General features: G+C 62.5%; 20 protein-coding genes. 9 read left to right on the forward strand and 11 right to left on the reverse strand.

Annotated elements, in window-relative coordinates:
- Nucleotides 1–132: 132 nt before the first annotated feature.
- Together K3555_RS05890 and rimO are read right to left on the reverse strand one after the other, a co-directional pair.
- Nucleotides 133–972 (reverse strand): hypothetical protein, encoded by an 840-nt coding sequence (locus K3555_RS05890; RefSeq protein WP_260007746.1) that lies wholly within the window; start codon nucleotides 970–972, stop codon nucleotides 133–135.
- 9 nt (nucleotides 973–981) lie between these two features.
- A complete protein-coding gene (rimO, locus tag K3555_RS05895) occupies nucleotides 982–2,400 on the reverse strand; it encodes a 30S ribosomal protein S12 methylthiotransferase RimO (protein WP_260007747.1) in 1,419 nt (472 codons plus the stop codon).
- A gap of 648 nt (nucleotides 2,401–3,048) precedes the next feature.
- Here rimO and K3555_RS05900 point away from each other — a divergent pair.
- Nucleotides 3,049–4,959: an AsmA family protein gene (locus tag K3555_RS05900; protein WP_260007748.1), complete on the forward strand. Its 1,911-nt coding sequence runs from the start codon at nucleotides 3,049–3,051 to the stop codon at nucleotides 4,957–4,959.
- A gap of 148 nt (nucleotides 4,960–5,107) precedes the next feature.
- Here K3555_RS05900 and K3555_RS05905 read toward each other — a convergent pair whose 3' ends face one another.
- The 4 genes from K3555_RS05905 to K3555_RS05920 are packed head-to-tail and all read right to left on the reverse strand — an operon-like array spanning nucleotide 5,108 to nucleotide 9,836.
- Nucleotides 5,108–6,604, reverse strand: coding sequence for a phosphomannomutase/phosphoglucomutase (locus K3555_RS05905; protein WP_260007749.1), 1,497 nt, complete (start codon nucleotides 6,602–6,604; stop codon nucleotides 5,108–5,110).
- 21 nt (nucleotides 6,605–6,625) lie between these two features.
- Nucleotides 6,626–7,459, reverse strand: coding sequence for a 3-deoxy-8-phosphooctulonate synthase (gene kdsA / locus K3555_RS05910; RefSeq protein WP_129370252.1), 834 nt, complete (start codon nucleotides 7,457–7,459; stop codon nucleotides 6,626–6,628).
- Nucleotides 7,460–7,474: 15 nt separating this feature from the next.
- Nucleotides 7,475–9,199 (reverse strand): capsule biosynthesis protein, encoded by a 1,725-nt coding sequence (locus tag K3555_RS05915; RefSeq protein WP_259991006.1) that lies wholly within the window; start codon nucleotides 9,197–9,199, stop codon nucleotides 7,475–7,477.
- Nucleotides 9,177–9,836: an ABC transporter ATP-binding protein gene (locus K3555_RS05920; RefSeq protein WP_129370254.1), complete on the reverse strand. Its 660-nt coding sequence runs from the start codon at nucleotides 9,834–9,836 to the stop codon at nucleotides 9,177–9,179. Before K3555_RS05920 ends, K3555_RS05915 begins: the two co-directional genes overlap by 23 nt.
- Nucleotides 9,837–10,078: 242 nt before the next feature.
- Here K3555_RS05920 and K3555_RS05925 point away from each other — a divergent pair, with 242 nt between their 5' ends.
- A complete protein-coding gene (locus K3555_RS05925) occupies nucleotides 10,079–10,696 on the forward strand; it encodes a uracil-DNA glycosylase family protein (protein WP_409201676.1) in 618 nt (205 codons plus the stop codon).
- Entirely contained in the window at nucleotides 10,693–11,484 is a 792-nt protein-coding gene (locus tag K3555_RS05930) for an SseB family protein (RefSeq protein ID WP_260007750.1), read from the forward strand. Before K3555_RS05925 ends, K3555_RS05930 begins: the two co-directional genes overlap by 4 nt.
- A 270-nt stretch (nucleotides 11,485–11,754) precedes the next feature.
- On the opposite strand, the gene yghU is transcribed toward K3555_RS05930, so the two are convergent.
- Nucleotides 11,755–12,630, reverse strand: a complete 876-nt coding sequence (yghU, locus tag K3555_RS05935) for a glutathione-dependent disulfide-bond oxidoreductase (protein WP_260007751.1) — start codon at nucleotides 12,628–12,630, stop codon at nucleotides 11,755–11,757.
- Nucleotides 12,631–12,902: 272 nt separating this feature from the next.
- Between yghU and K3555_RS05940 the strand changes: the two genes are divergently transcribed.
- Nucleotides 12,903–13,421 (forward strand): YHS domain-containing (seleno)protein, encoded by a 519-nt coding sequence (locus K3555_RS05940; RefSeq protein ID WP_259991014.1) that lies wholly within the window; start codon nucleotides 12,903–12,905, stop codon nucleotides 13,419–13,421.
- A 142-nt stretch (nucleotides 13,422–13,563) separates the two neighbouring features.
- Here the strand turns inward: K3555_RS05940 and K3555_RS05945 are convergent, their stop codons facing one another.
- Nucleotides 13,564–14,163 carry a GcrA family cell cycle regulator gene (locus tag K3555_RS05945; protein WP_259991016.1) on the reverse strand — a complete coding sequence of 200 codons (600 nt, stop codon included), beginning with the start codon at nucleotides 14,161–14,163 and terminating at the stop codon, nucleotides 13,564–13,566.
- Nucleotides 14,164–14,323: 160 nt separating this feature from the next.
- Here K3555_RS05945 and K3555_RS05950 point away from each other — a divergent pair, with 160 nt between their 5' ends.
- Nucleotides 14,324–15,136: an ABC transporter permease gene (locus K3555_RS05950; RefSeq protein WP_260007752.1), complete on the forward strand. Its 813-nt coding sequence runs from the start codon at nucleotides 14,324–14,326 to the stop codon at nucleotides 15,134–15,136.
- A 5-nt stretch (nucleotides 15,137–15,141) separates the two neighbouring features.
- Here the strand turns inward: K3555_RS05950 and K3555_RS05955 are convergent, their stop codons facing one another.
- Together K3555_RS05955 and K3555_RS05960 are read right to left on the reverse strand one after the other, a co-directional pair.
- Nucleotides 15,142–16,380 (reverse strand): MFS transporter, encoded by a 1,239-nt coding sequence (locus K3555_RS05955; RefSeq protein ID WP_260007753.1) that lies wholly within the window; start codon nucleotides 16,378–16,380, stop codon nucleotides 15,142–15,144.
- A gap of 124 nt (nucleotides 16,381–16,504) precedes the next feature.
- The gene (locus K3555_RS05960) at nucleotides 16,505–17,422 is read right to left on the reverse strand and encodes a DMT family transporter (RefSeq protein WP_260007755.1); all 918 of its coding nucleotides are present in this window, start codon (nucleotides 17,420–17,422) and stop codon (nucleotides 16,505–16,507) included.
- A 403-nt stretch (nucleotides 17,423–17,825) separates the two neighbouring features.
- On the opposite strand from K3555_RS05960, the gene K3555_RS05965 reads away from it, so the two are divergent.
- The 4 genes from K3555_RS05965 (at nucleotide 17,826) to K3555_RS05980 (ending at nucleotide 21,618) form a co-directional block, all read left to right on the forward strand.
- On the forward strand, nucleotides 17,826–19,001 hold the full coding sequence (locus tag K3555_RS05965) for an aspartate aminotransferase family protein (RefSeq protein WP_260007756.1): 1,176 nt from the start codon (nucleotides 17,826–17,828) through the stop codon (nucleotides 18,999–19,001).
- 77 nt (nucleotides 19,002–19,078) lie between these two features.
- On the forward strand, nucleotides 19,079–20,005 hold the full coding sequence (gene argF, locus K3555_RS05970; RefSeq protein ID WP_260007757.1) for an ornithine carbamoyltransferase: 927 nt from the start codon (nucleotides 19,079–19,081) through the stop codon (nucleotides 20,003–20,005).
- A 216-nt stretch (nucleotides 20,006–20,221) separates the two neighbouring features.
- Nucleotides 20,222–20,797 carry an isochorismatase family protein gene (locus K3555_RS05975; RefSeq protein WP_260007758.1) on the forward strand — a complete coding sequence of 192 codons (576 nt, stop codon included), beginning with the start codon at nucleotides 20,222–20,224 and terminating at the stop codon, nucleotides 20,795–20,797.
- 101 nt (nucleotides 20,798–20,898) lie between these two features.
- Nucleotides 20,899–21,618, forward strand: a complete 720-nt coding sequence (locus tag K3555_RS05980) for an SDR family NAD(P)-dependent oxidoreductase (protein ID WP_260007759.1) — start codon at nucleotides 20,899–20,901, stop codon at nucleotides 21,616–21,618.
- 66 nt (nucleotides 21,619–21,684) lie between these two features.
- Here K3555_RS05980 and K3555_RS05985 read toward each other — a convergent pair whose 3' ends face one another.
- Nucleotides 21,685–23,166 (reverse strand): inorganic phosphate transporter, encoded by a 1,482-nt coding sequence (locus K3555_RS05985; protein WP_129370266.1) that lies wholly within the window; start codon nucleotides 23,164–23,166, stop codon nucleotides 21,685–21,687.
- Nucleotides 23,167–23,230 lie beyond the last annotated feature (64 nt).

The raw sequence follows: 23,230 nt of genomic DNA on the forward strand, positions 1-23,230 counted from the left end.
CTCTCGCTGGCTGGTTGCTGTTGGGGGGAGGGTAGCAGGGAATTGCTCTTTAGGTAGAGGCAGAAAAGCAAAAGCCCGCGCAAAGCGCGGGCAGCGTCCGACTCTCCCCACGGGAGGGTGCTGGGTGGTAAGTTATTTGAATGGCATGCTGTCTAGCCAAGAGTTCCAATTAACTCTGCCATCGTCAAATCCTAGGTGCTTAAGAATAAGTAGGCCAACTAGCCTTTCAAAGGGGACATAAAATTTAGACAACTTGTAGGTTTCTTGGGTCGCTTTGCAGAAGGCTTCCAGTTCACCATTATGAAAACATGCGTTACGCAAAGTGGTGTATGTAAGAGCCTGCCGAAACGGTTCTGATTTTTGGTCTTGGTGGAAGTCGAAACCGTGCGAGCGGATGAAATTTGTTATTGGGGCAGCTGCATTTCCGCCAAACTTGTTTTGTTCCTTGCGCGCTAGCGCTTCGAGCCCTGAGAACAGGAAGAAGAATTTGTTTTCTATGAAGTCAGCGGCCCCACCCATGTAACATAGAGCAGTCTTATGGAGAAGTTGGCAGAATTCCACCTGTGTAGGTGCACTCGTGTTAAATACTGCTTCAAGCGCCAAGCGCATAAAATCCTTGCGCGAATTTGTGGAGAAGCTGTCTCCCAGGATCAGCTTTCCAGGACCAGATGGTCGATCAAATTCCATTCTTTCATTGCGCGCTTTGTCGAGTGCTTCCTCAACAGTTCTTGCTGAAACACAATGCGATATTTTGGAGGACCTTTTGTCTGCTACCGTAAGTATTATCTCCAGCCAAAAGAACAGCTGCCTGTCTAACTCTTCAGTTTCAATGATAGCAGTGCAAGGTGAGCCTTGATTGGAGATGTAGTGTTTCTTTAGCTCACTGACGTTCGTATAAACCGGGTGTACGGTGAATCTTTCGAGCTCAATTTTCTTTGTGACTTCAAAGCCGAATAGAGGAGAGTAGTACAAAATATATCCTCAAAATTTCTTTCTACCCCACAAGTCATACTCTCCGGCTTCATCAACTTCAACGGTCACCAGATCACCCGCCTGCAACCCGTCCGTCCCCTCATCAATGAACAGGTTGCCGTCGATCTCCGGCGCGTCGGCCTTGGTGCGACAGGTGGCGATGCCGTCGGCGTCGATGTCGTCGACAATCACCTGCTGGGTCTGGCCGACCTTGGCCGCCAGCTTGGCCTCGGAGATCGCCTGGGCCTTCTCCATAAACCGCTCCCAGCGCTCCTGCTTCACCTCTTCCGGTAAGTGGTCCGGCAGGTCGTTCGACCGCGCGCCGTCGACGTTTTCGTATTTAAAACAACCCACTCGGTCCAGCTGCGCCTCGTCCATCCAGTCGAGCAGGTGCTGGAACTCACCCTCGGTCTCGCCGGGGAAGCCAACGATGAAGGTGGAGCGCAGGGTGATGTCCGGGCAGGCCGCGCGCCAGGCGCGGATTTCGTCCAGCGTCTTGGCCGCCGCCGCCGGGCGGGCCATGCGGCGCAGTACGTCCGGGTGGGCGTGCTGGAACGGGATGTCCAGATAGGGCAGCAGCGCGTTGTCCGGGTCCGCCATCAGCGGGATCAGGTCGCGCACAAAGGGGTAGGGGTAGACATAATGCAGCCGCACCCACAGGTCCTCTGCCGGGGCCAGCCTGCCCAGCTCGCGGGAGAGGTCGAGGATATGGCTGCGCACCTCCTCCCCCTTCCAGGGGTGGCTGGAATACTTGCGGTCCAGCCCGTAGGCGGAGGTGTCCTGGCTGATCACCAGCAGTTCACGGACCCCGGCCCCAACCAGCTTTTCCGCCTCGCGCAGCACCGCGTGGACGGGACGCGACGCCAGCTTGCCGCGCATATCCGGGATGATGCAGAACTTGCACTTGTGGTTGCAGCCCTCGGAAATCTTCAGATAGCTGAAGTGGCGCGGGGTGAGCTTGACGCCGGCCGCGGGCAGCAGGTCCACGTAAGGGTTCGGGGAAGGCGGCACTGCGGAATGCACCGCGTCCAGCACCTGTTCGTACTGATGCGGGCCGGTGACCGCGTGGATGCGCGGGTGGTGCTCGCGGATATAGTCCGGCTCGGCGCCGAGGCAGCCGGTGACGATGACTTTGCCGTTTTCCTTCAGCGCCTCACCGATTGCCTCAAGGCTTTCCGCCTTGGCGCTGTCCAGGAAGCCGCAAGTGTTGACGATTACCGCGTCGGCGCCGGCGTAGTCGGGCGAGATGCCGTAGCCTTCGGCGCGCAGCCGGGTCAGGATGCGCTCACTGTCCACCAGCGCCTTGGGGCAGCCGAGCGACACCATGCCGAGCGTCGGCTGGTCCGGGCGCGGCGCATCACCGAACTGCGGGCGGGGGGCAAGGTCGGGGCGGAGGCTGGGCGGGTTGCTGGACGGGGTGCTGGTCATTCGCGCGCATATATCAGGAATGCGGCAAGAGGCAAGGAAAACGGGGGTGTCAGGTGTGAACCCCCTTTGTACACCCCCTGTGCACCCGGCGGCTGCATTTTCCCTTTGCACGGCCGCAAGGCCGGGCAGCGCCTGCCCTTCGTTAGGTGTTGAAGGCGGAGCGCCAAAGCCCGTAGCCAGCGGGCGCAAAGTTTCTGCAGCAACGCCAATATAGCGTTTGAAGGTGCCGCCGGTTTTTGAGGTTTTGTGTGTCCTGTGCATATCCGGTATCTTCTGGAACTGTGTCTGCCATGGGTGCTCTTTGCACCGCTGAGGCGAAGAAGTGGCGGTCTCAAGCCAAGCAGATGCCTCTAACCGCGCGCGAAGCCTGCGCCACTGTCCGCCATATCCTCGCCAAACAAGGCTTCCCCGTAGACGAGCACTTCTTTTTCCGCCGGGAGATGCATTTTGCCGGAAAGATTGGCTCCATCTGGCAGCGGCTGCCCTATCTGCTGTTCGGCCTGTCCTCCGGATACGGCTATCCTGCGGTCAAAACGCGCGAAGCTTTGATGCAGGAAGCGGCTTCCTGCATTGCACCCGCTTCACCAGACGGTAAGCTGGCAAAAAGACCCTTGGACTACAGGGGGACAAGACATGAGGAGTGGGCTGATGAAGCTGATAATCCGGGTTGTAACCGCGCTGGTGCTGACGGTGGTTGTGCTGGCGGGGCTGGTGCTGCTGCTGCCGGGCGAGAAAATCGCGCGGCTGGCGGCCGATCAGCTGGAGACGCAGACGGGCCGCAAGCTGGCGTTCGGCGGCAAGGTGCGCTTTACCTTCTGGCCGACGCTGGGGGTCAAGGCGGACGCGGTGACGCTGTCCAATGCAGATTGGGCGGGACCCGAGCCGATGCTGCAGGCCGAGCGTCTGACCATCGGCGTGGCGGCGGCAGAGCTGTTGCAGGGCGATGTGCGGGTCACGGAAATTTCGGCGATCCTGCCGCATCTGAACCTGGCCACCAACGAGGACGGTATCGGCAACTGGGTCTTTGGCAGCGGCGCGCCAGCCTCTGGCGGTCCGGCCGCAAGCAGCAGCGGTGCGTTGCCGCTCAGGATTGAAGCGGTCGATCTGACCGGTGCCTCGCTGCGCTACGCAGCATATGGCGAAGCGCCGGTGGAGATGAAAAACATCGACCTTAGCCTGCTGTGGCCGGAACCCGATGGCACCGTGAACGCCAGGGCGACCCTGCGCCCGGCGGGGGAGCCGGTGGAGGTTGACGCCGAGATCGGCACCTTTGCAGCGTTTCTGGCCGGTGAGGTGTCCTCGATCGGGGCAACGGTGACGGCACCGGGCGGCAAGGGGCGGTTTGACGGCCATGCAGATATCAACGGCGAGGCCAGCGGGCGGCTGACCTTTGGCGCTGATGATGCGTTGCAAACGGGTGTCGCGCTGGGGCTGGTCCTGCCGGATGCCTTGGCGCAAAAGACCGTGTTCGGCGCCGATGTGACCTATACCGCCGACGGGCGGCTGTCGATGCGCGATCTGGCGGTTGAGCTGGGCGGCAACAAGCTGACCGGCGCCGCGGATGCAGAATTCAACAAGCGGCCGGAGATTACTGCGCAACTGCGCGGCGGCGCGCTGGATTTCTCCACGTTGGCTGGCGGGACGGGCAGCTCTGGCAGCGGCGGGGCAGCCGCGGCAGGCTGGCCCAAGGACGCGATTGATGCCTCGGCGCTGGGGCTGGCGGATGCTGTCATTGACCTGTCCTTTGACAGCTTGAATACCGGCGGTGTGATCCTGGGAGCCAGCACGCTGAACCTGACGATCGAGCGCAGCCGCGCGGTGCTGAAGTTCCTGCCGGCCTCCATGTTCGGCGGCCAGGTGCGGGGGCAGGTGGTTGCCAACAATCGCAATGGCCTGTCGGTGGGCGGCAAGCTTTCGTTCAACGGCATCAGGCTGGAGCGGGCCCTGGGCGAAACCGCGGGCTACAGCCGGCTGAACGGCGAGGCGCTGGGGGAGCTGGAGTTCCTGGGGGCCGGAAACTCAGTAGACGCTATCATGCGCTCGCTCAACGGCAAGGGCTGGCTGGAAGCTGGGAAAGGGTTCTTTACCGGCTTCGATCTGGAGCAGCTGATGCGCTCGGGCGGCAATGGCGGCAGCACCGTGTTTGATCAGATGACAGCCAGTTACACAATTGACGGCGGCAACCTGCGCAACCAGGATCTTCTGGTTCTGCTCAAGGGGTTCCGCGCCGAAGGCAAGGGCCGGATCGGGCTGGGCGCGCGGGATCTGGATTATCTGTTTATTCCCCAGTTGGTGCGGGCAGGCAGTGATCAGGTGCTGACCATCCCGGTGCGGATCACCGGTCCTTGGGAAAACCCGGATATCCGTCCGGACCTGAGCCAGGCGCTGCAGCCGAAGATCGACGAGATCGAGCAGGAAGCCAAGGATCGGGTACGCCAGAAGCTGAGTGAAGAGCTGAACACAGAGATTGCGCCGGAGCAGGACCTGAACGACGTGCTGAAACAGCGCATCGAGCAGGAAGCGCGGGACCAGTTGCTGAAACTCCTGGGTGGCGATTGATCTGACCCGGCTGCAGGCGCCTTACACTCGAATTGGCGCATGTAAGGGCAGACTTGCACTTAGACCGCTTCTCAGCAGAAAGAAGCGCCCGCCAAAGGCGGGCGCCGGTCGCCTGCGTCAGCAGGCGAAACCACTCTTTCCCATCTGATTAGATGGTCTGATCGTAATCGCCGACCAGCGGCTCGGTGCGGATCACCGCGTCGATATCCGCGAAAATCGCCCGCATCTCGTCTTCGCTTTCGGAGCTTTCGCAGACCACCACCAGGTTCGGCGTGTTGGACGACGCGCGCACCAGCCCCCAGGAGCCATTGTCCAGGATCACCCGCGCACCGTTCACGGTGACAACTTCTTTGATCGCCCGGCCGGCAAGGCTGTCGCCTGCCTCATGCTTGGCCACCAGTTTCTGCACCAGCCGCTCCAGAGCGCCGTATTTTTCGGTATCTGCGCAATAGGGCGACATGGTCGGGGTGGACCAGGTCTTGGGCAGGGCCTTGCGCAGGTCTGACATCGACTGATCCGGATTGCGGTCCAGCATCTTGCAGACTTCAACCGCCACTCGCATGCCGCAGTCATAGCCACGGCCGATGGGTTCAGCCAGAAAGTAGTGGCCGGATTTCTCGAACCCGGCCAGGGCGCCGATTTCCTTGACCCGCCGCTTCATGTGGCTGTGGCCGGTTTTCCAGTAATCCGCCGTCACACCGTTCTTTTGCAGCTCGGGGTCAGAGGCAAACAACCCGGTGGATTTCACATCCGCCACAAAGGTGGAGTTCGGATAGATTTTGGACAGATCGCGCGCCATGATCACACCCACCTTGTCGGCAAAGATCTCCTCGCCCTCGTCATCCACCACGCCGCAACGGTCGCCGTCGCCGTCAAAGCCAAGCGCCAGATCGGCACCTGAGGCTTTCACCGATGCAGACATGTCATGCAGCATTTCCATGGCTTCTGGGTTGGGGTTGTAATGCGGGAAGGTGTAGTCCAGCTCGTTGTGGCTCTCAACCACCTCAACCCCCAAACGCTTGAACAACTCGGGCGCAAAGGCCGAGGCGGTGCCGTTGCCGGTGGCGCAAACCACCTTCAGCGGGCGGGACATTTTGAAGTCGCCGGCCAGATCGTCGAGATAGGCTTCCTTGACGCCATCCACGAACTCGTAAGAGCCGCCCGGAGCGGGCTGGCCTTCGCCGTTCAGCACGATGTCACGCAGCTCGTCCATCTCGTCCGGGCCGTGGGTCAGCGGGCGCTCGAAGCCCATCTTGACGCCGGTCCAGCCGTTGGGGTTGTGCGAGGCGGTGACCATGGCGACGGCAGGCACATCCAGGTGGAACTGCGCGAAATAGGCCATTGGCGACACGGCGGGTCCAATGTCCTTCACTTGGATGCCGGCCTGCATCAGGCCGAGGATCAGGGCGTTTTTGATCGCCAGCGAATAATCCCGGTAATCGTTGCCGACCGCAATCACCGGCTCGATCCCGCGCTTGCGCATCTGGGTGCCCAGCCCCAGGCCCAGGGCGGTCATGCCGGGCAGGTTGATCTCCTCCGGGTATTTCCAGCGTGCGTCATATTCGCGGAAACCCGTGGGCTTGATCATCGCGTCGCGCAGAAAGCTCCAGGTGTTCGGGGTCACCTCGGACTGGGGTTTTGTCATCTCTGAAATCTCTTTGCTGGTTCAAATACGGATGGGATCGGCCTTGGCCAGCGCATCAAAGCGCATCAGGCTGCCGATAAGCTGCGGCATCTGATCCAGATAGATCATGTTCGGCCCGTCGGACGGCGCGGTGTCCGGGTCCTCATGGGTTTCGATGAACACCGCTGAAATACCGAGAGAGACAGCCGCGCGCGCCATCAGCGGGGCAAACTCGCGCTGGCCGCCGGTGGAGCCGCCCTTGCCGCCGGGCTGCTGAACCGAATGGGTGGCGTCCATCACCACCGGGTAGCCGCCCTGCGCCATCTGCGGCAGCGACCGCATGTCGGCGACCAGGGTGTTGTAGCCAAAGGAGGTTCCGCGTTCGGTCAGCAGGATATTGGTGTTGCCGGTGCTTTCCACCTTGGCAACCACATTGGCCATGTCCCAGGGCGCCAGGAACTGGCCCTTTTTGATGTTCACCGCCTTGCCGGTGTTGCCTGCCGCCAGCAGCATGTCGGTCTGGCGGCACAGGAACGCGGGGATCTGCAGGATATCAACGGCCTCTGCCGCCACCGCGCATTGCGCTTCGGTATGCACATCGGTCAGCACCGGCACGCCGAATTCGCGGCGGATGGTGTCCAGCACCTTCAGTCCTTCGTCCAGCCCCAGGCCGCGCTTGCCGGACAGCGAGGTCCGGTTGGCCTTGTCATAGGAGGCTTTGAACACAAACTGGGCGCCGGCCTTGTCGCAGGCCTCTTTCAGCTGCCCGGCAATCATCCGGGCATGGTCTGCGGTTTCCAGCTGACAGGGGCCGGCGATGAATGTCAGCGGACAATCATTGCCGATAGTGAGGCCGGCGATATCGATGTTTTTCATGAGCTTCCGATGGCTTTATGATGAGACCTGTTCCCGCAGGATAGACGCGGTAAGCGAGCACATCAGATAAATACCGGAAAAGATCAGGAAAGCCAAAACGGTATTCTCAAACTTGCGCGGATAAGACGGTTCCTGGCTGGGAACAGGCTCCACCGCGGTGGTCAGATAGCGGACCTGGCGGTTGGCCTCCAGACGGGTGGTTTCCACTTGCTGCAAGGCCGATTGCAGCATCAGATCGCGGGTCGCCAGATCGGCCTGGGCCATCTGAATCTGGATCCGCAGATTGGCCAGCGAGTTTTCGCCGGCCGAGGCGTCGACCATCCGGTTGTTGAGGCTTGCGATCACTGCTTGCAGCCGCCGGATGTCGGCCTCGGCGCCGGACACCTTTGCCCGGTTGGGCCGGGCATTGTCCTGAAGGGCGGCCAGTTCCAGCCGTTTTTCCTCCAGCTGGATTTCAAAGGTGCTGATCTGCTGGCGCAGCGATACCACCACTCCTTCGGGGTCCAGAACCGAACCTTGCTGCTGCAGCAGCACAAGCTGTTCCTGCGCTGCCCGGCGCTGGCCTTCGGCGTCTGACAGGGCGGATGCGGCTTCCGACATCTGGTCGGCGCGCTTTTGCTGCGACAGGTTGTTCACCTTCTCCTGCGCATAGGAAATCAGCTTGCTCGAAAACTCTGCCGCGGCTTCGGGATCGGCGGCAGAGACTTCCATCCGCACCACGCCCTCGGTCGGGTCATAGCCGATCTTCACGTTGCGGCTGTAGGTGGCATAGGCTTCCTCGTTTGTCGGGTCGCTCTGCAGCCGCTGGATCGGGTCCAGCCAGGCTTGGGTGAAATGCGCCTTAAAGCCGGCCTCGCGGTCCAGCCGCAGCATCGCCTCCTTGGACATCAGGTAGCTTTGCACTGCAATCGAATCCTGGCTGGTGGCGAACTGAGTGCCCGACAGCAAGCCGCCGACACCGCCGCCAGCGCTGTCGGCCTTAAGCACCAGGAACTCGGATTTGGAGGAATACATCGGCGTCGCCACCGAATAGAAGTAAAACCCTGCGGCCAGTGTCGGCAGCAGCACGAAAAAGGCCAGCCGGGCTGCCAGCAAGGTCAGTTTGCGGCGGCGGCGGCGGGCGATATCGCGCTGAATTTCCTGGATTTCACGGGTGCGCCGCTCTGCCGGGCTCAGCTCGGTCGAGGGCAGGGTGGTTTTGCCCGCGGGCACTGTTTGCGGCAGCTGGACCGATCCGGGCGCAGGCGGGGTGCCTGCGGGCTGCGCCTTGTTTTGCGGCACCACCAGTTCCAGCATATTGGCGCGCTTGAAAGGGTCGATGCCGCGTTCACGCAGCATCTGCACGGCTTCAAAATCCGAGGTAGGGGCAAGATTGTGTTTCTGCGCCATCCGGCGGGCCAGGCGCAATTGGCGGCCGGTCAGGCCTTCGTGGCGGATCGCATTGATATCGGTTTCCTGCTGAGTCTCGCGGGCCGAGCTGACCATGCCGGACAGCGGCGCGGCGCGGGTCTGCGTTTCAGCCGGATGTGCTGCGCCCGGATTTGCCGGGGCTGCCTGGGCTGCTGATGCTGCTGCAGGCGCCGCGGGCCGGGCGGCGGCGGCTGTTCGGGGCTGGGAATGCCCGGCCGCCGGACTTGCAGCTGCGCCGGCCGCCTGAGGTTGATCCCCGGCGCCGCTGGCTCCGGCTGCAGCGGGACTGCGGCGGATGCGGAACTTTTTAGCTCTCGGTTTCGTAGTCATAGAGCTGTTTCGCTTCTTCCAAAGTGTCAAAAATGTGCAACTGGCCCTGCAGCAGGACCGCAGCTGAACGGGCAAATTTCTCCAGCGTCTTGGCTTGGTGGGAGACGATGATGATTGTGGTTGTCTCCAGCCGCTCCTGCAGGATTTCGCCGGCCTTGCGGTTGAACTCCACATCCGTGGTGCTGGGCATGCCTTCATCGATCAAGTAGATGTCAAAGTCCAGCGCCAGCATCAGCGAGAAGCTGAACCGTGCCCGCATCCCCGAAGAATAGGTGCCGATCGGCTGGTCGAAATATTCGCCCAGACCGCACAGCCAGCGGCAATAGGCCTCCACATAGTCGGGATCCAGGCCATACAGTTTGGCGATATAGCGGCAGTTTTCCATGGCGGACAGGCGGCTGATCACCCCGCCCATGAACCCTAGCGGAAAGGAAATCTTGCAATTGCGGCGGATCTCGCCCTCATCCGGTTTTTCCAGGCCGGCCATCATGTTGATCAGCGTGGTCTTGCCGGTGCCGTTCGGAGCCAGCACGCCCAGCGATTTGCCCGGCTCGACGCGGAACGACACGCGGTCAAGGATCACCTTGCGCTGGGTCCCTGTCCAGAAGGACTTGCTGACGTTTTCAAACTCAAGCATTGCTGGTTCCGGTGCTGCTCGTGCGGCCCTCTTGCGGGCTCTGTCTGCCTCATGTCCACAATGGCGCACTGACGCGCCCGTGGCTCTTTGGTATCAAAAGAGTGTTAATGGCCTACGCCGCGAATTTGGCTTTATTATGTCGAATTGTACCATAAATGTTCAATGAAGTTTTAACCAATTCAGCCCCGATCCGGGGTGCGGGACGGGTTTTTTGGCGGCAGGATGGCAAGGCGGGGCGAGAGATGACTGTTTCCAAGTGCGGGACAATGAAGTCCGGGCAGCAATTGAAGGCGGAGATTCGGGGCTGCCGGATCTGTGCAGACCGCTTTGCCGCCACCGCCACCGCGCATGAGCCGCGCCCGGTTGTATGGTTCCGGCCCTCAGCGCGGATCCTGATTGCCGGCCAGGCGCCGGGTGCGCGGGTACATGAAAGCGGCCGGCCCTTTACTGACCCGTCCGGTGACCGGCTGCGCGCCTGGTTGGGCCTCACTGAGGCGGAGTTTTATGATAAGGACCGGGTGGCTGTGGTGCCGATGGGGTTCTGTTTTCCCGGCTACAACCAGAAAAAGGCCGATCTGCCGCCGCCTGCCGTGTGCAGCAAGACCTGGCATGCCCAAGTGATGGCGCAGCTGCCGGATGTCCGCCTCAAGGTGCTGGTCGGCGCGCATGCGCAGCGCTATCACCTGGGGGTGAAGGGGCCGGTGACACCGCTGGTTCAGGGCTGGCGGGATCATGCGCCGCAGGTCTTCCCCTTGCCGCATCCGTCCTGGCGTAATACCGGATGGCTGAAGAAGAACCCCTGGTTCGAGGCCGAACTGCTGCCGGTGCTGCAGGCCCGGGTGAAGGAGCTGATGCGATGACAGAAGAAACCCCGCTGGATCTGGCGCATGCGGCGATGGAAGCAGCCCCTGCAGACGATGCTGCCCGGCTGCGGTTCTACGAGCGGCTGGCTGACAGCGAACTGTTCCTGATGCTGACCGAAGAAGCCGCCGGCGGGCAGATCTCGCCTGAATTGTTTGAGACACCTGAGGGCGCCTTTGTGCTGGTGTTCGACCGCGAAGAGCGTTTGGCGCATTTTGCGGGCCGGGCGGTGCCTTATGCCGGGCTGTCCGGCCGCGTCATCACGCAGATGCTGGCCGGGCAGGGGATCGGGCTAGGCCTGAACCTGGAGGTGGCGCCCTCTGCCATTCTGATCCCGGCCGGCGCGGTCGGCTGGCTGCATCAGACGCTTGGCCACACCCCGGACGAGGTGGAAGCCGGCATTGCGGAGTTTACACCGCCAACCGGGTTGCCGGAGGTGCTGCTGACGTCGCTGGACGCCAAGCTGGCTACTGCCGGCGGGCTGGCGGCAGCGGCCTATCTGGCGGGGGTGCGGTATGCCGGCGGGGGCCAGGGGCATCTCCTGGGGTTTGTCGGTGCCAAGGAAGCTGCGCAACCGTCGCTGGCCAAGGCCGCGGGCGAAGCGCTGACCTTTTCCGGAATTGAGGCGGGGGCGATGGATGTGGCCTTTTTTGCGGCAGAGGATCCGGTGGCGGCCAGCCTGGCCCGGGTCGGGTTGCGGTTCGATCTGCCGCAGCCGCCGGAACCGGACGCCCTCCAGCCGGAGATCCCGGGCAGCAACCCGGACAAGCCGCCGCGGCTGGTCTGACTGCAGCTGTCACGGTAGGCTCCCGCCTGCTCCGGCACATTTTGCAAATGTGCGTCACAGTTGGGCGTGGCGCTGTGCTGTGCACAGCGCGGCCCTTTCTGCTGTTAAGCGCTTGTTCGGGAGTATGCCAGCCCTTGACCCGGCAAAGGGTGGAATGCTGCTTGCAATCGGTGGCGCGCCGCGCGTGAGCGCGGCGCCGGGCCCAAGGCCGCAAAGGGAAGCCCAGGCATTGCCTGGGCTTTCGCGGGCGCGGGAGGGCTTGGCTGGCGGTTACTCCGCTGCCGGTTCCAGCTTGTCCTGAGTGCGGGTGTCGAAATCGCTTGCGTCGTGGCGCTCGTGCAGTTGCATGTGCAAATCGCCGAATGACCGGTTCACCATACGGCCGCGCTGCACAGCCGGGCGGGCGTCGATCACCTTGGCCCAGCGGACCACATTGGTGTAGCTTTCCACGTCCAGGAACTCTGCCGCATCATAAAGACGGCCCAGAACCAGCTGGCCGTACCAGGACCAGATTGCCATATCGGCAATGGTGTATTCCTCACCCGCAATGTAAGTCCGCTCCGCCAGCTGCCGGTCCAGCACGTCAAGCTGGCGTTTGCTCTCCATCGCAAAGCGGTCGATCGGATACTCCCACTTTTCCGGGGCATAGGCATAGAAATGGCCAAAGCCGCCACCCAGATACGGGGCGCTGCCCATCTGCCAGAACAGCCAGCTCAGGGTCTCGGTGCGCGCTGTGCCCTCCTTGGGCAGGAATTCCCCGAATTTCTCGGCCAGATGCATCAGGATCGAACCGCTTTCGAACACCCGCACCGGTTCATCGCCGCTGCGGTCCAGCAGCGCCGGGATCTTGGAGTTCGGGTTGATCCCAACAAAGCCGGAACCGAACTGGTCGCCGTCGCCGATCTTGATAATCCAGGCGTCATATTCGGCGCCCGCATGGCCCTTGGCCAGAAGCTCCTCCAGCATCACTGTGACCTTTACCCCGTTCGGGGTCGCCAGAGAGTAAAGCTGCAGCGGGTGCTTGCCCGCCGGCAGTTCCTTGTCATGGGTCGCGCCGGCAACGGGGCGGTTGGTGGAGGCAAACTCGCCGCCGTTTTCTTGCTCCCACTTCCAGACTGTCGGCGGGGTATAGGGGGTGTCGCTCATCTGTCGGGCCTTGCTTTGATTGTTTCCGGTTTGCGGTCAATCGCACGCGCTGCGGCAATTGGCTGTGGCAGAGATAAGAGGGGATTTGGAAATTCCAATGACTGGAAGGTACGGAGGCGGAAATTTTACAAAATGCTCACGGGGTCTCGTCTGCGCACACAGAGGCGTGAGCCCCCCTTCGCATTTGCGCCGGGACCTATAGTGTCTGACACGAAGCCGGATAAGATGCCGGTGCCCGAATTGAAGCGATCACCGATGAAAGGGATGATTTCATGAAGCGTTTTGCATTTGCTGCCGTGGCAGCGCTGTCCTTTGCCCTGCCGGCCTTTGCAGGCGAGCAATATGTCGATGGCACCGGATTTGCTGTCTCCGGTTATGACGTGGTGGCCTACCGCAGCCTGGACATGAACCCGGTGGGCACCGCGCAGCCTGAACCGGTCCGGGGGCACGCGGATTTTACAGCCGAACACAACGGCGCGACCTGGGCGTTTTCAACCGCGGCCAACCGCGACGCATTTTTGGAAAACCCGGCCCATTATGCGCCGCAATATGACGGCCACTGCGCCTATGGTGTGTCGCGCGGCGGTAAAGTGCCCGCCAATCCGAACCTGTGGCGCATTGTGGATGACAAGCTGTATCTGAACATCACCGACGTTGTCGTCGGTTTCTGGGAAGAGGATATTCCGGAAAACATCAACCTGGCCGAAGGCAACTGGCCGGGGATTGAGCCGGACGCGGCCTCGGGTAGTGTGATCCCGAAGTTCACCTCCGAAGGTCCGGTGGCAAACTGATTTAGCGCTCAGTTACCCGGTGCCCTGCTCCTGAGCCGTCCACCGGGCAAACGGACCGCAGAAATGAAAAACCCGCGCTGCAAGGCGCGGGTTTGATTTGATTCAGAAGCGTTCGCGCAGGCAGCGAATGCCTGCCCGATCCTCAGCGGCGGCGGTCGCGGCGCGAGGACATCGGCTGGAACGCCACGCCCACATGCGCTTCGCAATAGGGTTTGCCTTGCTGAGAGGGCAGGCCGCAGAACCAGAAATCCTCGGTCGCGGGATCGCCCACCGGCCATTTGCAGGTGCGTTCGGTCAGATCCATCAGGCTCAGCTTCTTGGCCTTCTTTTCGATCTCGTTGACCTTGGCCAGGGCTTCGGGGCTGATTTCATTGGCCGAAGGCTGCGGCGGCAACGGCTGGCCGGCCGGGATGATCTGGCGGCGTGCAGGCGTCGCGGGCCGGGCTTCGGCTGCCGCGGGCTGGACCGCTGCGGGGCGGGCCGGCTCGGTCTTGGGCTGCGGCTTGGGTTTGGCTGCGGCCGCAGGTTTCGGTGCCGCAGCGGCGGGGGCTGCTGCGGGCTTTTCCTTGGGCTCGGCGGCCTTGGTTGTGCCGCTGTTGCGGTTGGACAGGCCGAGGCGGTGCACCTTGCCGATCACCGCGTTGCGGGTGACGCCGCCCAGTTCCTTGGCGATCTGGCTGGCCGACTGACCCTCGCCCCACATTTTCTTGAGCAGTTCGACGCGCTCGTCTGTCCAGGACATCTGTTGCCTTTCCAAGCTAATAGCGGCCCCAGGGATTCTGCAGCCGCCATCATATTCCGTGTGATCGCCCTATTCTAATCACTGCGGGCGGAGTTACAAGGCATCTTGCGCCCCTTGCCGCAGCCGTTATGCAGGCAAAGCAGCGAAAAACGGGGGCAGCATGGCGGATCAGGGGTATCAGGTTGAATTGGGCGCACGCCGGTTCGGACGGGTGAACTGGCTGGGGCTCAAGGCGCTGGCCTGGCGCGAGGTGAAGCGGTTTCTGGCGGTCTGGACCCAGACGCTGCTGGCGCCGCTGATGACCGCGGCGCTGTTTCTGATGATCTTCAACATTGCCATCGGCCCTCAGCGCGGTGATGTGATGGGGGTGCCGTTCCTGACCTTCCTGGCGCCGGGCATCATGATGATGACGGTGATTCAGAACGCCTTTGCAAACACGTCCTCTTCCATCGTGATTGCCAAGGTGCAGGGTAACATTGTCGACACGCTGATGCCGCCCTTGTCGGGGCTGGAGATCCTGCTGGGCTATTTGGCCGGGGCGGTGGCGCGCGGCACGCTGGTGGCGCTGGCCATCGGGCTGGGGCTGATGGCAGTGCTGCAGATCGTGCCGGCGCATCCGCTGACAGCGCTGGTGTTCATCGTGCTGGGTGCGGCGTTTCTGGGCGGCTTGGGCATCGTTGCGGGCGTCTTTGCTGACAAATTCGATCAGATGGCGGCGATCACTAATTTCATCGTCACTCCGCTCGCCTTTCTGTCAGGCACTTTCTATTCGGTTGAGGCATTGCCGCCGGTTCTGAAGGTGATTTCGCATCTGAACCCGGTCTTCTACCTGATCGACGGCGTGCGATTCGGGGTGATCGGCACCTCCGACAGTCCGCCGCTGCTGGGGCTGGCGGTTTGCAGCGGTGCCACCTTTGCGGTGTGCCTGTTGGCCTGGGCCATGCTGCGCTCCGGCTACCGGCTGAAACCCTGACGCTGCTATTCTGCCGGAACCGGATCTTCGCCTGACGGCTGAACTTGTTTCCTGCGTCCAAGCCGCGGGTGCAGGTTTCCGGCCAGCAGCACCGCCCCCGCGGTGGCTGCCGCGCCTGCCGCAAAAATCCCCGCAACCGGCGCCGCCAGCAGAACCAGCCAGGCAACGCCAGGGGTCAGAATGCCGGAAATGTCGCGGTAGCTGGAGTAAACCGCCGACATCTCAGTGCGCTCGGATGGTTTCACCGCCATCAGAAACGGCAGACCCGCACAGATATCCAACAGGATCAGTGCGGCCGAACCAGCCACCAGCAAGGTGATCGACACAGCAGGCCAGCCCTGGGCAACACATGCGGCGCCAAAACAGGCGGTCACCCCCAGAAAGCCGGCCTGCACCGCAAGCCGGATCGAATTCCGTTGCACCCAGCGCTGCAGCAGCGGTGCGCCGAACAGGGCGGCATTGGTAACGGACAGCAAGATACCGCCCAGCTCCTCGCCCAGGCCCTTTTCGATGGCAAAAATCGGCAGGTAGACAACGTAGATCCACCACCCGGCCGAGCGGATCACCGCAAACAGCCAGCCAGCGACCAGGCGCGGCTGTGCCAGAAAACGCGGTACGTAGGTCAAGGGATTAGAGGCCGGGCCGCGGGCGCGGGCGATTTGCTTGCCGTTGCCCATGCGCATCCACCAGAAGGCCGCCAGCATCACCAGTGCTGCAGCGCCAGAGATCAGGAAGGGGGCGGGCGCCCAGACCTCAAGCAGCAGCACGCCGGCCACCGGGCCTGCTGTCCAGCCAAGGGCCGAATAGAACATCCGCGAGGTTTCGCATTGCCCGAGTTCCATCCGGGAGATGTAGTCCAGCACATAAGCGTTGAAGCAGATGAAAGTGGTCACCGCCGCCACTGTGTTCAGTGCAAGGGCAGCAAGCACCGAAACCGGGCTGCCCTCGATGGCAAAGCCGGCAGAGGCAATAAACATCAGCGCCCCAAGCGAATAGGCCCAGCGGCGCGGCACCAGCCGGATCAGGGCAGGGACCATCAGCCCGGCCAGCAGCGATAGGATGCCGACCGCAAAGTATGAGGCCGAAACCATCCCGGCATCACCCAATGCCCGGTACATGATCAGCGGAAAGACAGAGATCAAAGTGCCGCGCACCACGGCCTCCAGCCCGGCCAGAACGCCAAAGTCCCGCACCGAAGGCACCGGCGCATGGCGCAGCCATTCGGGAATTCGCCTCTCGTGCATCTGCGTCCTCCTGTTCTGTCAAAGGACAGCGTGGCGCGGAAGATGCAGGGAAAATGCCGTTTTTCGACCCAAGGGTCGCATGCGGGCCTGGCGCCGGAAATAACTTCTCGTGATGGCCGGGCGGCTAAGGCTTGTGCGCCGCTGCAGCCGCGCGGCCCGCCGGGGGACTGGGCCGCCCTTCCCGCCAGGCAAGGATGGCGGCGCCCGCCAGAATGATAAAGGCGCCAAGGAAAGAAATGGCATCCGGCACCACGCCAAAGCCAATAAAGTCATAAAGGGCTGCAAAGACCAGCGTTGCATAGCTGAACGGCGCCACAAAAGAGGCATCAGCACGGGCCATGCCATTGATGAAACAGGCCTGGGCAAAGGCCATCAGCAGCCCCAGTGCGGCCAGCGCCCCCCATTGTGCAAGGCTGGGCATTTGCCAGACCGGCAGCACGGCGCAGCTGGCAATCATCACGCCCAGCAGGTTGTTGAACCACAGGACTTGCAAGGGCCCTTCGCGGCCCGCGAGCTTTTTGATGAATATCAGCTCCAGCCCCATGATCGCTGCTGCCCCAAGTGCGAGCAGCGCCGCAGGCTGAAAGCTGGCAGGTGCCGGCCGCAGCAGGATCATCGCGCCGATCATGGCAATCAGCGCCGCACCCCAGCGCCAGGGGCCGACCCGCTCGCCCAGCAGCGGGATTGCCAGCAGCATGCCGAAAACCGGGTTCAGGAAGGCAATCGCGGTAGCATCGGCCAGCGGGATATAGGCAACCGAGGCAAACATCAGCGTTACCCCGGCCCAGCCAAAGGAGGTGCGCCCGATGTGATAGCCCCAATGCGGCCGGATGAACCTGGGCCGCAGGATCAGCACGGCGGTTGAAATGCCCATGAAGGCAAACAGGAAGCGCCCATGGCTGATCTGCAACGGGTGCAGCGGCGCCCCCAGGCTCCCGGTCCCCAGTGCCTTGGCCAGCAGAGTGGTGCCAGCGATGAAGGTTGTCGCTGCCAGGATCAGGGCGGCAGCCAGAGCCGGGTTCTGCGGGGTGTAACGGGTCATGGCAAAGCGGTGCGGCAAGCCGCCGCGGGATGCAAGAGAAAACGCTCTGCAATCGGCAGCAGTCTTGCGCAGGAAGGGGCGCTGCCCCTCTTGGCCTGACGGCCAATTCACCCCGGAGTATTTCGGCAAAGGTGAAGGGGCGCGCGGCGCGCTGCGGCGGATTGGCGGGCAGGGCTATACAAAAGGGGTTTTCTTTCGCTCAATCCTCCACTATGGAACCCACCCATGATCAAACGTGCAGATATCACCGTTTCGCGACGCCGACGCCGCCTGGCGTGACCGGCCCTTTGATCCGTTGTGCCTTTTCATGGCGCATCCCCTTCCAAAATCATTGGCCCACCGTTGACCCAAGGCCCCAGCTGTTGCACAGCTTTGGCTTCAACCTTTGAAAAGGATGATCCTGATGATCCCGTCCGTTCTGCCGACCTACAACCGTGCACCGCTTGAGTTCGTCAAAGGCGAAGGCGCCTGGCTGACCACGGCGGACGGGCGACGCTTTCTGGATCTGGGCTCGGGCATTGCCGTGAATGCGCTGGGCCATGCCCATCCGGCGCTGGTGGAGGCGCTGACGACCCAGGCGCAAGCCTTATGGCATGTCTCCAACCTGTACCACATCCCGCAGCAGCAGGCGCTGGCGGACAAGCTGGTGGAGCATACTTTTGCCGATACCGTGTTCTTCACCAACTCCGGCACCGAGGCCTGCGAGCTGGCAGTGAAAATGGCGCGCAAGTATTTCTATGACAAGGGCCGGCCGGAGCGGGTGGAGATTATCACTTTTGACGGTTCCTTTCATGGCCGGTCCTCGGCCGGCATCGCCGCCGCAGGGTCTGAGAAAATGGTCAAGGGCTTTGGCCCGCTGCTGCCCGGTTTCGTGCATCTGACCTTCGGCGATCTGGATGGCGTCACCAATGCCATTTCGGACAGCACTGCCGCGATCATGATCGAGCCGGTGCAGGGCGAGGGCGGCATCCGCCCTGTGCCCGATGCCGAGCTGAAGGCGCTGCGCGCAATCTGTGATGAGCACGGCCTGCTGCTGATCCTGGATGAGGTGCAATGCGGCGTCGGGCGGACCGGCAAGCTGTTTGCCCATGAATGGGCAGGCATCACCCCCGACATCATGATGGTGGCCAAGGGTATTGGCGGCGGCTTCCCGTTGGGCGCGGTGCTCGCCACCGAAGACGCGGCCAGCGGCATGACTGCGGGCACCCATGGCTCCACCTATGGCGGAAACCCCTTGGGCTGCGCGGTGGGCTGCGCGGTGATGGATCATGTGGCTGACCCGGACTTCCTGGCTGAGGTGAACCGCAAGGCGGGCCTCATGCGGCAGAAGCTGGAGGGGCTTGTTGCCGATCATCCTGACGTCTTCGGGGAAGTCCGCGGTTCCGGCCTGATGCTGGGGCTCAAGTGCAAGGCGGTGAACGCGGATGTGGTCCAGGCAGGCTATGATAACGAACTGATCACCGTCCCCGCAGCGGACAACGTGATCCGCCTCCTGCCGCCGCTGACCCTCACTGACGAGGACATCGCCGAGGCCGTCAGCCGCCTGGAGAAAACCGCCGCCCAGGTTGCAGCCGCATAAGCTTCCTCTTGCAGAAAATATCCCGGGGGTCCGGGGGCAGCGCCCCCGGGCCGTCGCCAGAATAAAGCGATACAGTCATGAACCATTTTCTCGACATTCACAAAACCGACCCCTCCGACCTGCGCGCAATCATCGATCAGGCCAAAGCCACCAAGCAAGCGCGCCTTGGCCAGCCCAAGGCCGCCTTGGATGATGAGCTGCCGCTGAAGGACCGGATGGTGGCGCTGATCTTTGAAAAACCCTCGACCCGGACCCGGGTGTCCTTTGACGCCGGCGTGCGCCAGATGGGCGGCCAGACAATGGTGCTGTCGGGCAAGGACATGCAGCTGGGTCACGGCGAAACCATCGCCGACACTGCCCGTGTACTGTCGCGCTACGTCGACATGATCATGATCCGCACCTTTGACGAAACTGTGCTGACCGAGATGGCGGAATACTCCGACGTGCCGGTGATCAACGGCCTGACGGACCGCACCCACCCCTGCCAGATCATGGCAGACGTGCTGACCTATGAGGAGCACCGCGGGTCGATCACGGGCAAGAAAGTGGTCTGGGCCGGCGACGGCAACAACGTCTGTGCCTCCTTCCTGCATGCCGCCGGGCAGTTCGGGTTCGACCTCACTTTCACCGGCCCGGCGCAACTGGATCCGGAGGAGGAATTCATCGGCCTGGCGCGCAAGGCGGGCTCCAAAGTGACCGTTGAGCGGGACGCGTTCAAAGCCGTTGAAGGGGCCGATCTTATTGTGGCCGATACCTGGGTATCGATGCATGACAGCCAGTCCTCCAAGGAGCGCCGCCACAACATGCTGCGCCCCTATCAGGTGAATGACGATCTGATGGCTGCTGCCAAACCTGACGCGCTGTTCATGCACTGCCTGCCAGCCCACCGCGAGGAAGAGGTGACAAGCGCGGTAATGGATGGGCCGCAATCGGTGATCTTTGACGAGGCGGAAAACCGGCTGCATGCGCAAAAGGCTGTCATGCGCTGGTGCATCGGCGGCTGACGTCTGCTGGTTTCGCGGAGCGCGGGCGCTCCCGCCTGCCGCGGTGCATTCAATAGAATGAACCTTGCCAGTTGGGCGTGGCGCCGGGCCAGAGGCCCGGCGCCACGCGCCTGACAGGACCGTTCGTTTTGACCTAAACGGAACGGGGGATTGCGCTGGCCTATTCCGTTCTGCTCTGCAATCCTCGCGCCTGTATTCAAGCGCGAGGGATTTTTCATGGATCAAAACACCGCTTTGCTGATTGTCGACATGCAGCAAGAGATGGCAAATGTGACCGCCTCCGGCCGCCAGCGGGCCAATCCGAAGGCCGACGAGAAGATTGCCGGTCTGGCTGCCGCCTTCCGCGCAGCCGGCCGGCCGGTTGTGCATGTGATGCATGACGACCCGCGCCCCGAAAGCGGGTTTCGCCGCGATCTGCCCAGCGGCCAGCCTATGGAATGCGCTAAGCCGGCGGACGGCGAGGCGGTGTTCTGGAAAACCGGCTCTTCCGGGTTTGTTGGCACCGGGCTGGAACAGCACCTGCGCGACGGCGGCATCTCCAGGCTGGTGATTGCAGGCGGGGTTGCGGCCTTCTGCGTCAACTCGACCGCCCGTTCCGCAGCCAACCTGGGGTTTGAAATCCAGGTTGTTGAGGATGCGCTGATCGCTTTCTCGCTGCCGGCACGCAAGGGCGGCGAGCTGGACGCCGGGCAGGTGCTGGAGGTGACGCTGTCGGCGCTGCATGCCGGCTTTGGCACGGTGCTGCCAGCGTCGGAGGTTCTTGCGCAACTGCCGGCAGCCGCGCCCGCCTGACACATGTCCGTGAAGTGACGCGGTGATCCGCAGCTGCGGCCTCTTGCGCGCAGTCCGTGTTGACACCAGCATCCTCCCGGACATGAACGGGAGGTCCAGCGATGGCAAACAAATTATCGAAACCGGCTGCATTGATTATCGGCGCAGGGACGGGACTGTCGGAGTCCTTTGCCCGGGCGATGTCCCGCGACGGCTACGAGCTGCATCTTGCAGCGCGCAACATAGCCAAGCTGGAGGCGCTCGCGTCGGAGACCGGCGCCGAGCTGCATCAGCTGGACGGCACGGACGCATTGGGTGTGGCTGCGCTGGTGGACGGCTTGCAGGGCGATCTGCGGGTCGCCTGCTACAATCCTTCCGCGCTGCAAAGGGGGAGCATTGCGGACCTTGATCCGGAAACTGTGCGGAAATCCGTGGAGATAACCGCTTTCGGCTCATTTCTGCTGGGGCAAGCCGCCGCCCGGCGGATGCTGGCCCAGCAGATGAGAAAGGGTTGCCGCGGCACCATTTTGTTCACCGGGGCTTCCGCCGGGGTAAAGGGATTTGCAAACTCGGCTGCATTTGCGATGGGGAAGTTCGCGCAGAGAGGGCTTGCACAGTCCATGGCGCGGGAATTGCATCCTAAAGGTATTCATGTGGCCTGGATCAATGTCGATGGCGCGATCCGTACCGCAGAACGGGAAGAAAAGGCTGCTGCGGAGGGGAAGACCGGCAGCATGCTTGATCCGGACGCGATTGCCCGGGAATACATGCATCTGATCAATCAGGACCGTACAGCCTGGAGCGACGAGCTGGTGCTGCGGCCCTGGGTCGAGACGTTCTGAACCGCGAAAAGAAAAGCCCCCGCAGCCGGCTGGCGCGGGGGCTTTTAAATGCCGCGGCAGTGCGGATCAGCCGACGATGGCGTTCAGCAGCAGGAAGATCACCGCTGACAGCAGTGCGGCAGCTGGCACGGTAATCACCCAGGCGGCCACGATGGTCATAAAGTGGCTGCGGCGCACCAGCTTGCGGCGGCGGCGTTCTTCGGGGGCGATACGCTTTGCTGCCGGGCGCCCTTCGACGGTTTTCTTCAGGCGGCGCTCCATGTGCCATTCGCGGAAAAAACCGACGCCGAACACAGCCCCCACCGCGATATGGGTGGAGGAGACCGGCAGGCCCAGCCAGCTGGCCACAATCACGGTGATGGCAGCGGACAGCGACACGCAGAAGGCGCGCATCGGGTTCAGCTTGGTGATCTGGCTGCCGACCATGCGGATCAGCTTGGGGCCGAACAGGAACAGGCCGAACGAAATGCCGAAGGCGCCGATCACCATCACCCATGTGGGAATAGTGACCTTGGAGGCGAAGTCGCCGAACTCGGTTGCATGCACGATGGCCGCCAGCGGACCGACCGCATTGGCGACATCATTGGCGCCATGGGCAAAGGACAGAAGCGCGGCGGAAATCACCAGCGGCAGGCCGAACAGCGCTTTCAGCGATTTGTTGCGGTTTTCCATGCCCTCGGACTGGCGTTTGATCAGCGGCGCGGTGATGACATAAGACAGCGCCCCGGCGCCTGCACCGATCAGCAGTGCGGTCTGCAGGTCGATCTTGACGATCCGCTTCAGGCCCTTCAGCGCCAGATAGGCGGCAAAGGCGCCTGCCATGATGCCCACCAGTACCGGCACCCAGCGGCGGGCTGCGGCGATCTTGTCGTCCTGGTAGATGATCTTGGCCTTGATGAAGGCCAGAAACAGCGCGGCAACCACCCCGCCCAAAACGGGCGAAATCACCCAGCTCGCGGCGATCTTACCCATGGTGGGCCAGTTCACCGCGGCAATGCCTGCGGCAGCCACACCGGCGCCCAGCACGCCGCCAACCACCGAATGGGTGGTGGAGACCGGCGCGCCGACCCAGGTGGCCAGGTTCACCCACAGCGCCGAGGAAATGAGGGCTGCCATCATCGCCCAGATGAACACGCTGCTGCTGGAAACCGCAGCGGGGTCGATGATGCCCTTGGAGATGGTTGAAACCACGTCGCCGCCCGCTAGCAGCGCACCGGCGCTTTCGGCAATGGCGGCAATCACAATGGCGCCGCCCATGGTCAGCGCATTGGCGCCGACCGCCGGCCCCATGTTGTTGGCAACGTCATTGGCGCCGATATTGATCGCCATATAGGCGCCGAATGCGGCGGCGGCGATCACCACCATATTCATCGCCGAGCCGCCGAAGAACACGCCGGCCGCCAGGCCGGCCACCACGATAAAGGCCAGTGCGATGCCGGGCCCTACCAGAGGCCGGGAGGCATAGGCTGTCGCCAGTTCGAGCTGGGAGATCCTGTTCAGATCCTTGTCCAGCGTGTTCCATTGCGTGCGCTGATCTTGATCGCTCATCGTCGCATTCCTGATTCCGGGGTCTGCGCACGCGCCTAACGCTGCTCCGGTCACGGATCAAGCG

Origin of the sequence: Leisingera sp. M527, from assembly GCF_025141525.1 — a bacterium.
GTDB lineage: Bacteria > Pseudomonadota > Alphaproteobacteria > Rhodobacterales > Rhodobacteraceae > Leisingera.

Bases quoted from the DNA above. Each gene is read 5' to 3' on its own strand.
- K3555_RS05915 (WP_259991006.1), bottom strand. From the start codon at position 9,199: ATGACTACGAAACCGAGAGCTAAAAAGTTCCGCATCCGCCGCAGTCCC.
- K3555_RS05980 (WP_260007759.1), top strand. From the start codon at position 20,899: ATGGCAAACAAATTATCGAAACCGGCTGCATTGATTATCGGCGCAGGG.
- K3555_RS05985 (WP_129370266.1), bottom strand. From the start codon at position 23,166: ATGAGCGATCAAGATCAGCGCACGCAATGGAACACGCTGGACAAGGAT.
- kdsA (WP_129370252.1), bottom strand. From the start codon at position 7,459: ATGAAAAACATCGATATCGCCGGCCTCACTATCGGCAATGATTGTCCG.
- argF (WP_260007757.1), top strand. From the start codon at position 19,079: ATGAACCATTTTCTCGACATTCACAAAACCGACCCCTCCGACCTGCGC.
- K3555_RS05905 (WP_260007749.1), bottom strand. From the start codon at position 6,604: ATGACAAAACCCCAGTCCGAGGTGACCCCGAACACCTGGAGCTTTCTG.
- K3555_RS05925 (WP_409201676.1), top strand. From the start codon at position 10,079: ATGACTGTTTCCAAGTGCGGGACAATGAAGTCCGGGCAGCAATTGAAG.
- yghU (WP_260007751.1), bottom strand. From the start codon at position 12,630: ATGAGCGACACCCCCTATACCCCGCCGACAGTCTGGAAGTGGGAGCAA.
- K3555_RS05945 (WP_259991016.1), bottom strand. From the start codon at position 14,163: ATGTCCTGGACAGACGAGCGCGTCGAACTGCTCAAGAAAATGTGGGGC.
- K3555_RS05960 (WP_260007755.1), bottom strand. From the start codon at position 17,422: ATGACCCGTTACACCCCGCAGAACCCGGCTCTGGCTGCCGCCCTGATC.
- K3555_RS05965 (WP_260007756.1), top strand. From the start codon at position 17,826: ATGATCCCGTCCGTTCTGCCGACCTACAACCGTGCACCGCTTGAGTTC.
- rimO (WP_260007747.1), bottom strand. From the start codon at position 2,400: ATGACCAGCACCCCGTCCAGCAACCCGCCCAGCCTCCGCCCCGACCTT.
- K3555_RS05955 (WP_260007753.1), bottom strand. From the start codon at position 16,380: ATGCACGAGAGGCGAATTCCCGAATGGCTGCGCCATGCGCCGGTGCCT.
- K3555_RS05930 (WP_260007750.1), top strand. From the start codon at position 10,693: ATGACAGAAGAAACCCCGCTGGATCTGGCGCATGCGGCGATGGAAGCA.
- K3555_RS05900 (WP_260007748.1), top strand. From the start codon at position 3,049: ATGAAGCTGATAATCCGGGTTGTAACCGCGCTGGTGCTGACGGTGGTT.
- K3555_RS05975 (WP_260007758.1), top strand. From the start codon at position 20,222: ATGGATCAAAACACCGCTTTGCTGATTGTCGACATGCAGCAAGAGATG.
- K3555_RS05940 (WP_259991014.1), top strand. From the start codon at position 12,903: ATGAAGCGTTTTGCATTTGCTGCCGTGGCAGCGCTGTCCTTTGCCCTG.
- K3555_RS05920 (WP_129370254.1), bottom strand. From the start codon at position 9,836: ATGCTTGAGTTTGAAAACGTCAGCAAGTCCTTCTGGACAGGGACCCAG.
- K3555_RS05950 (WP_260007752.1), top strand. From the start codon at position 14,324: ATGGCGGATCAGGGGTATCAGGTTGAATTGGGCGCACGCCGGTTCGGA.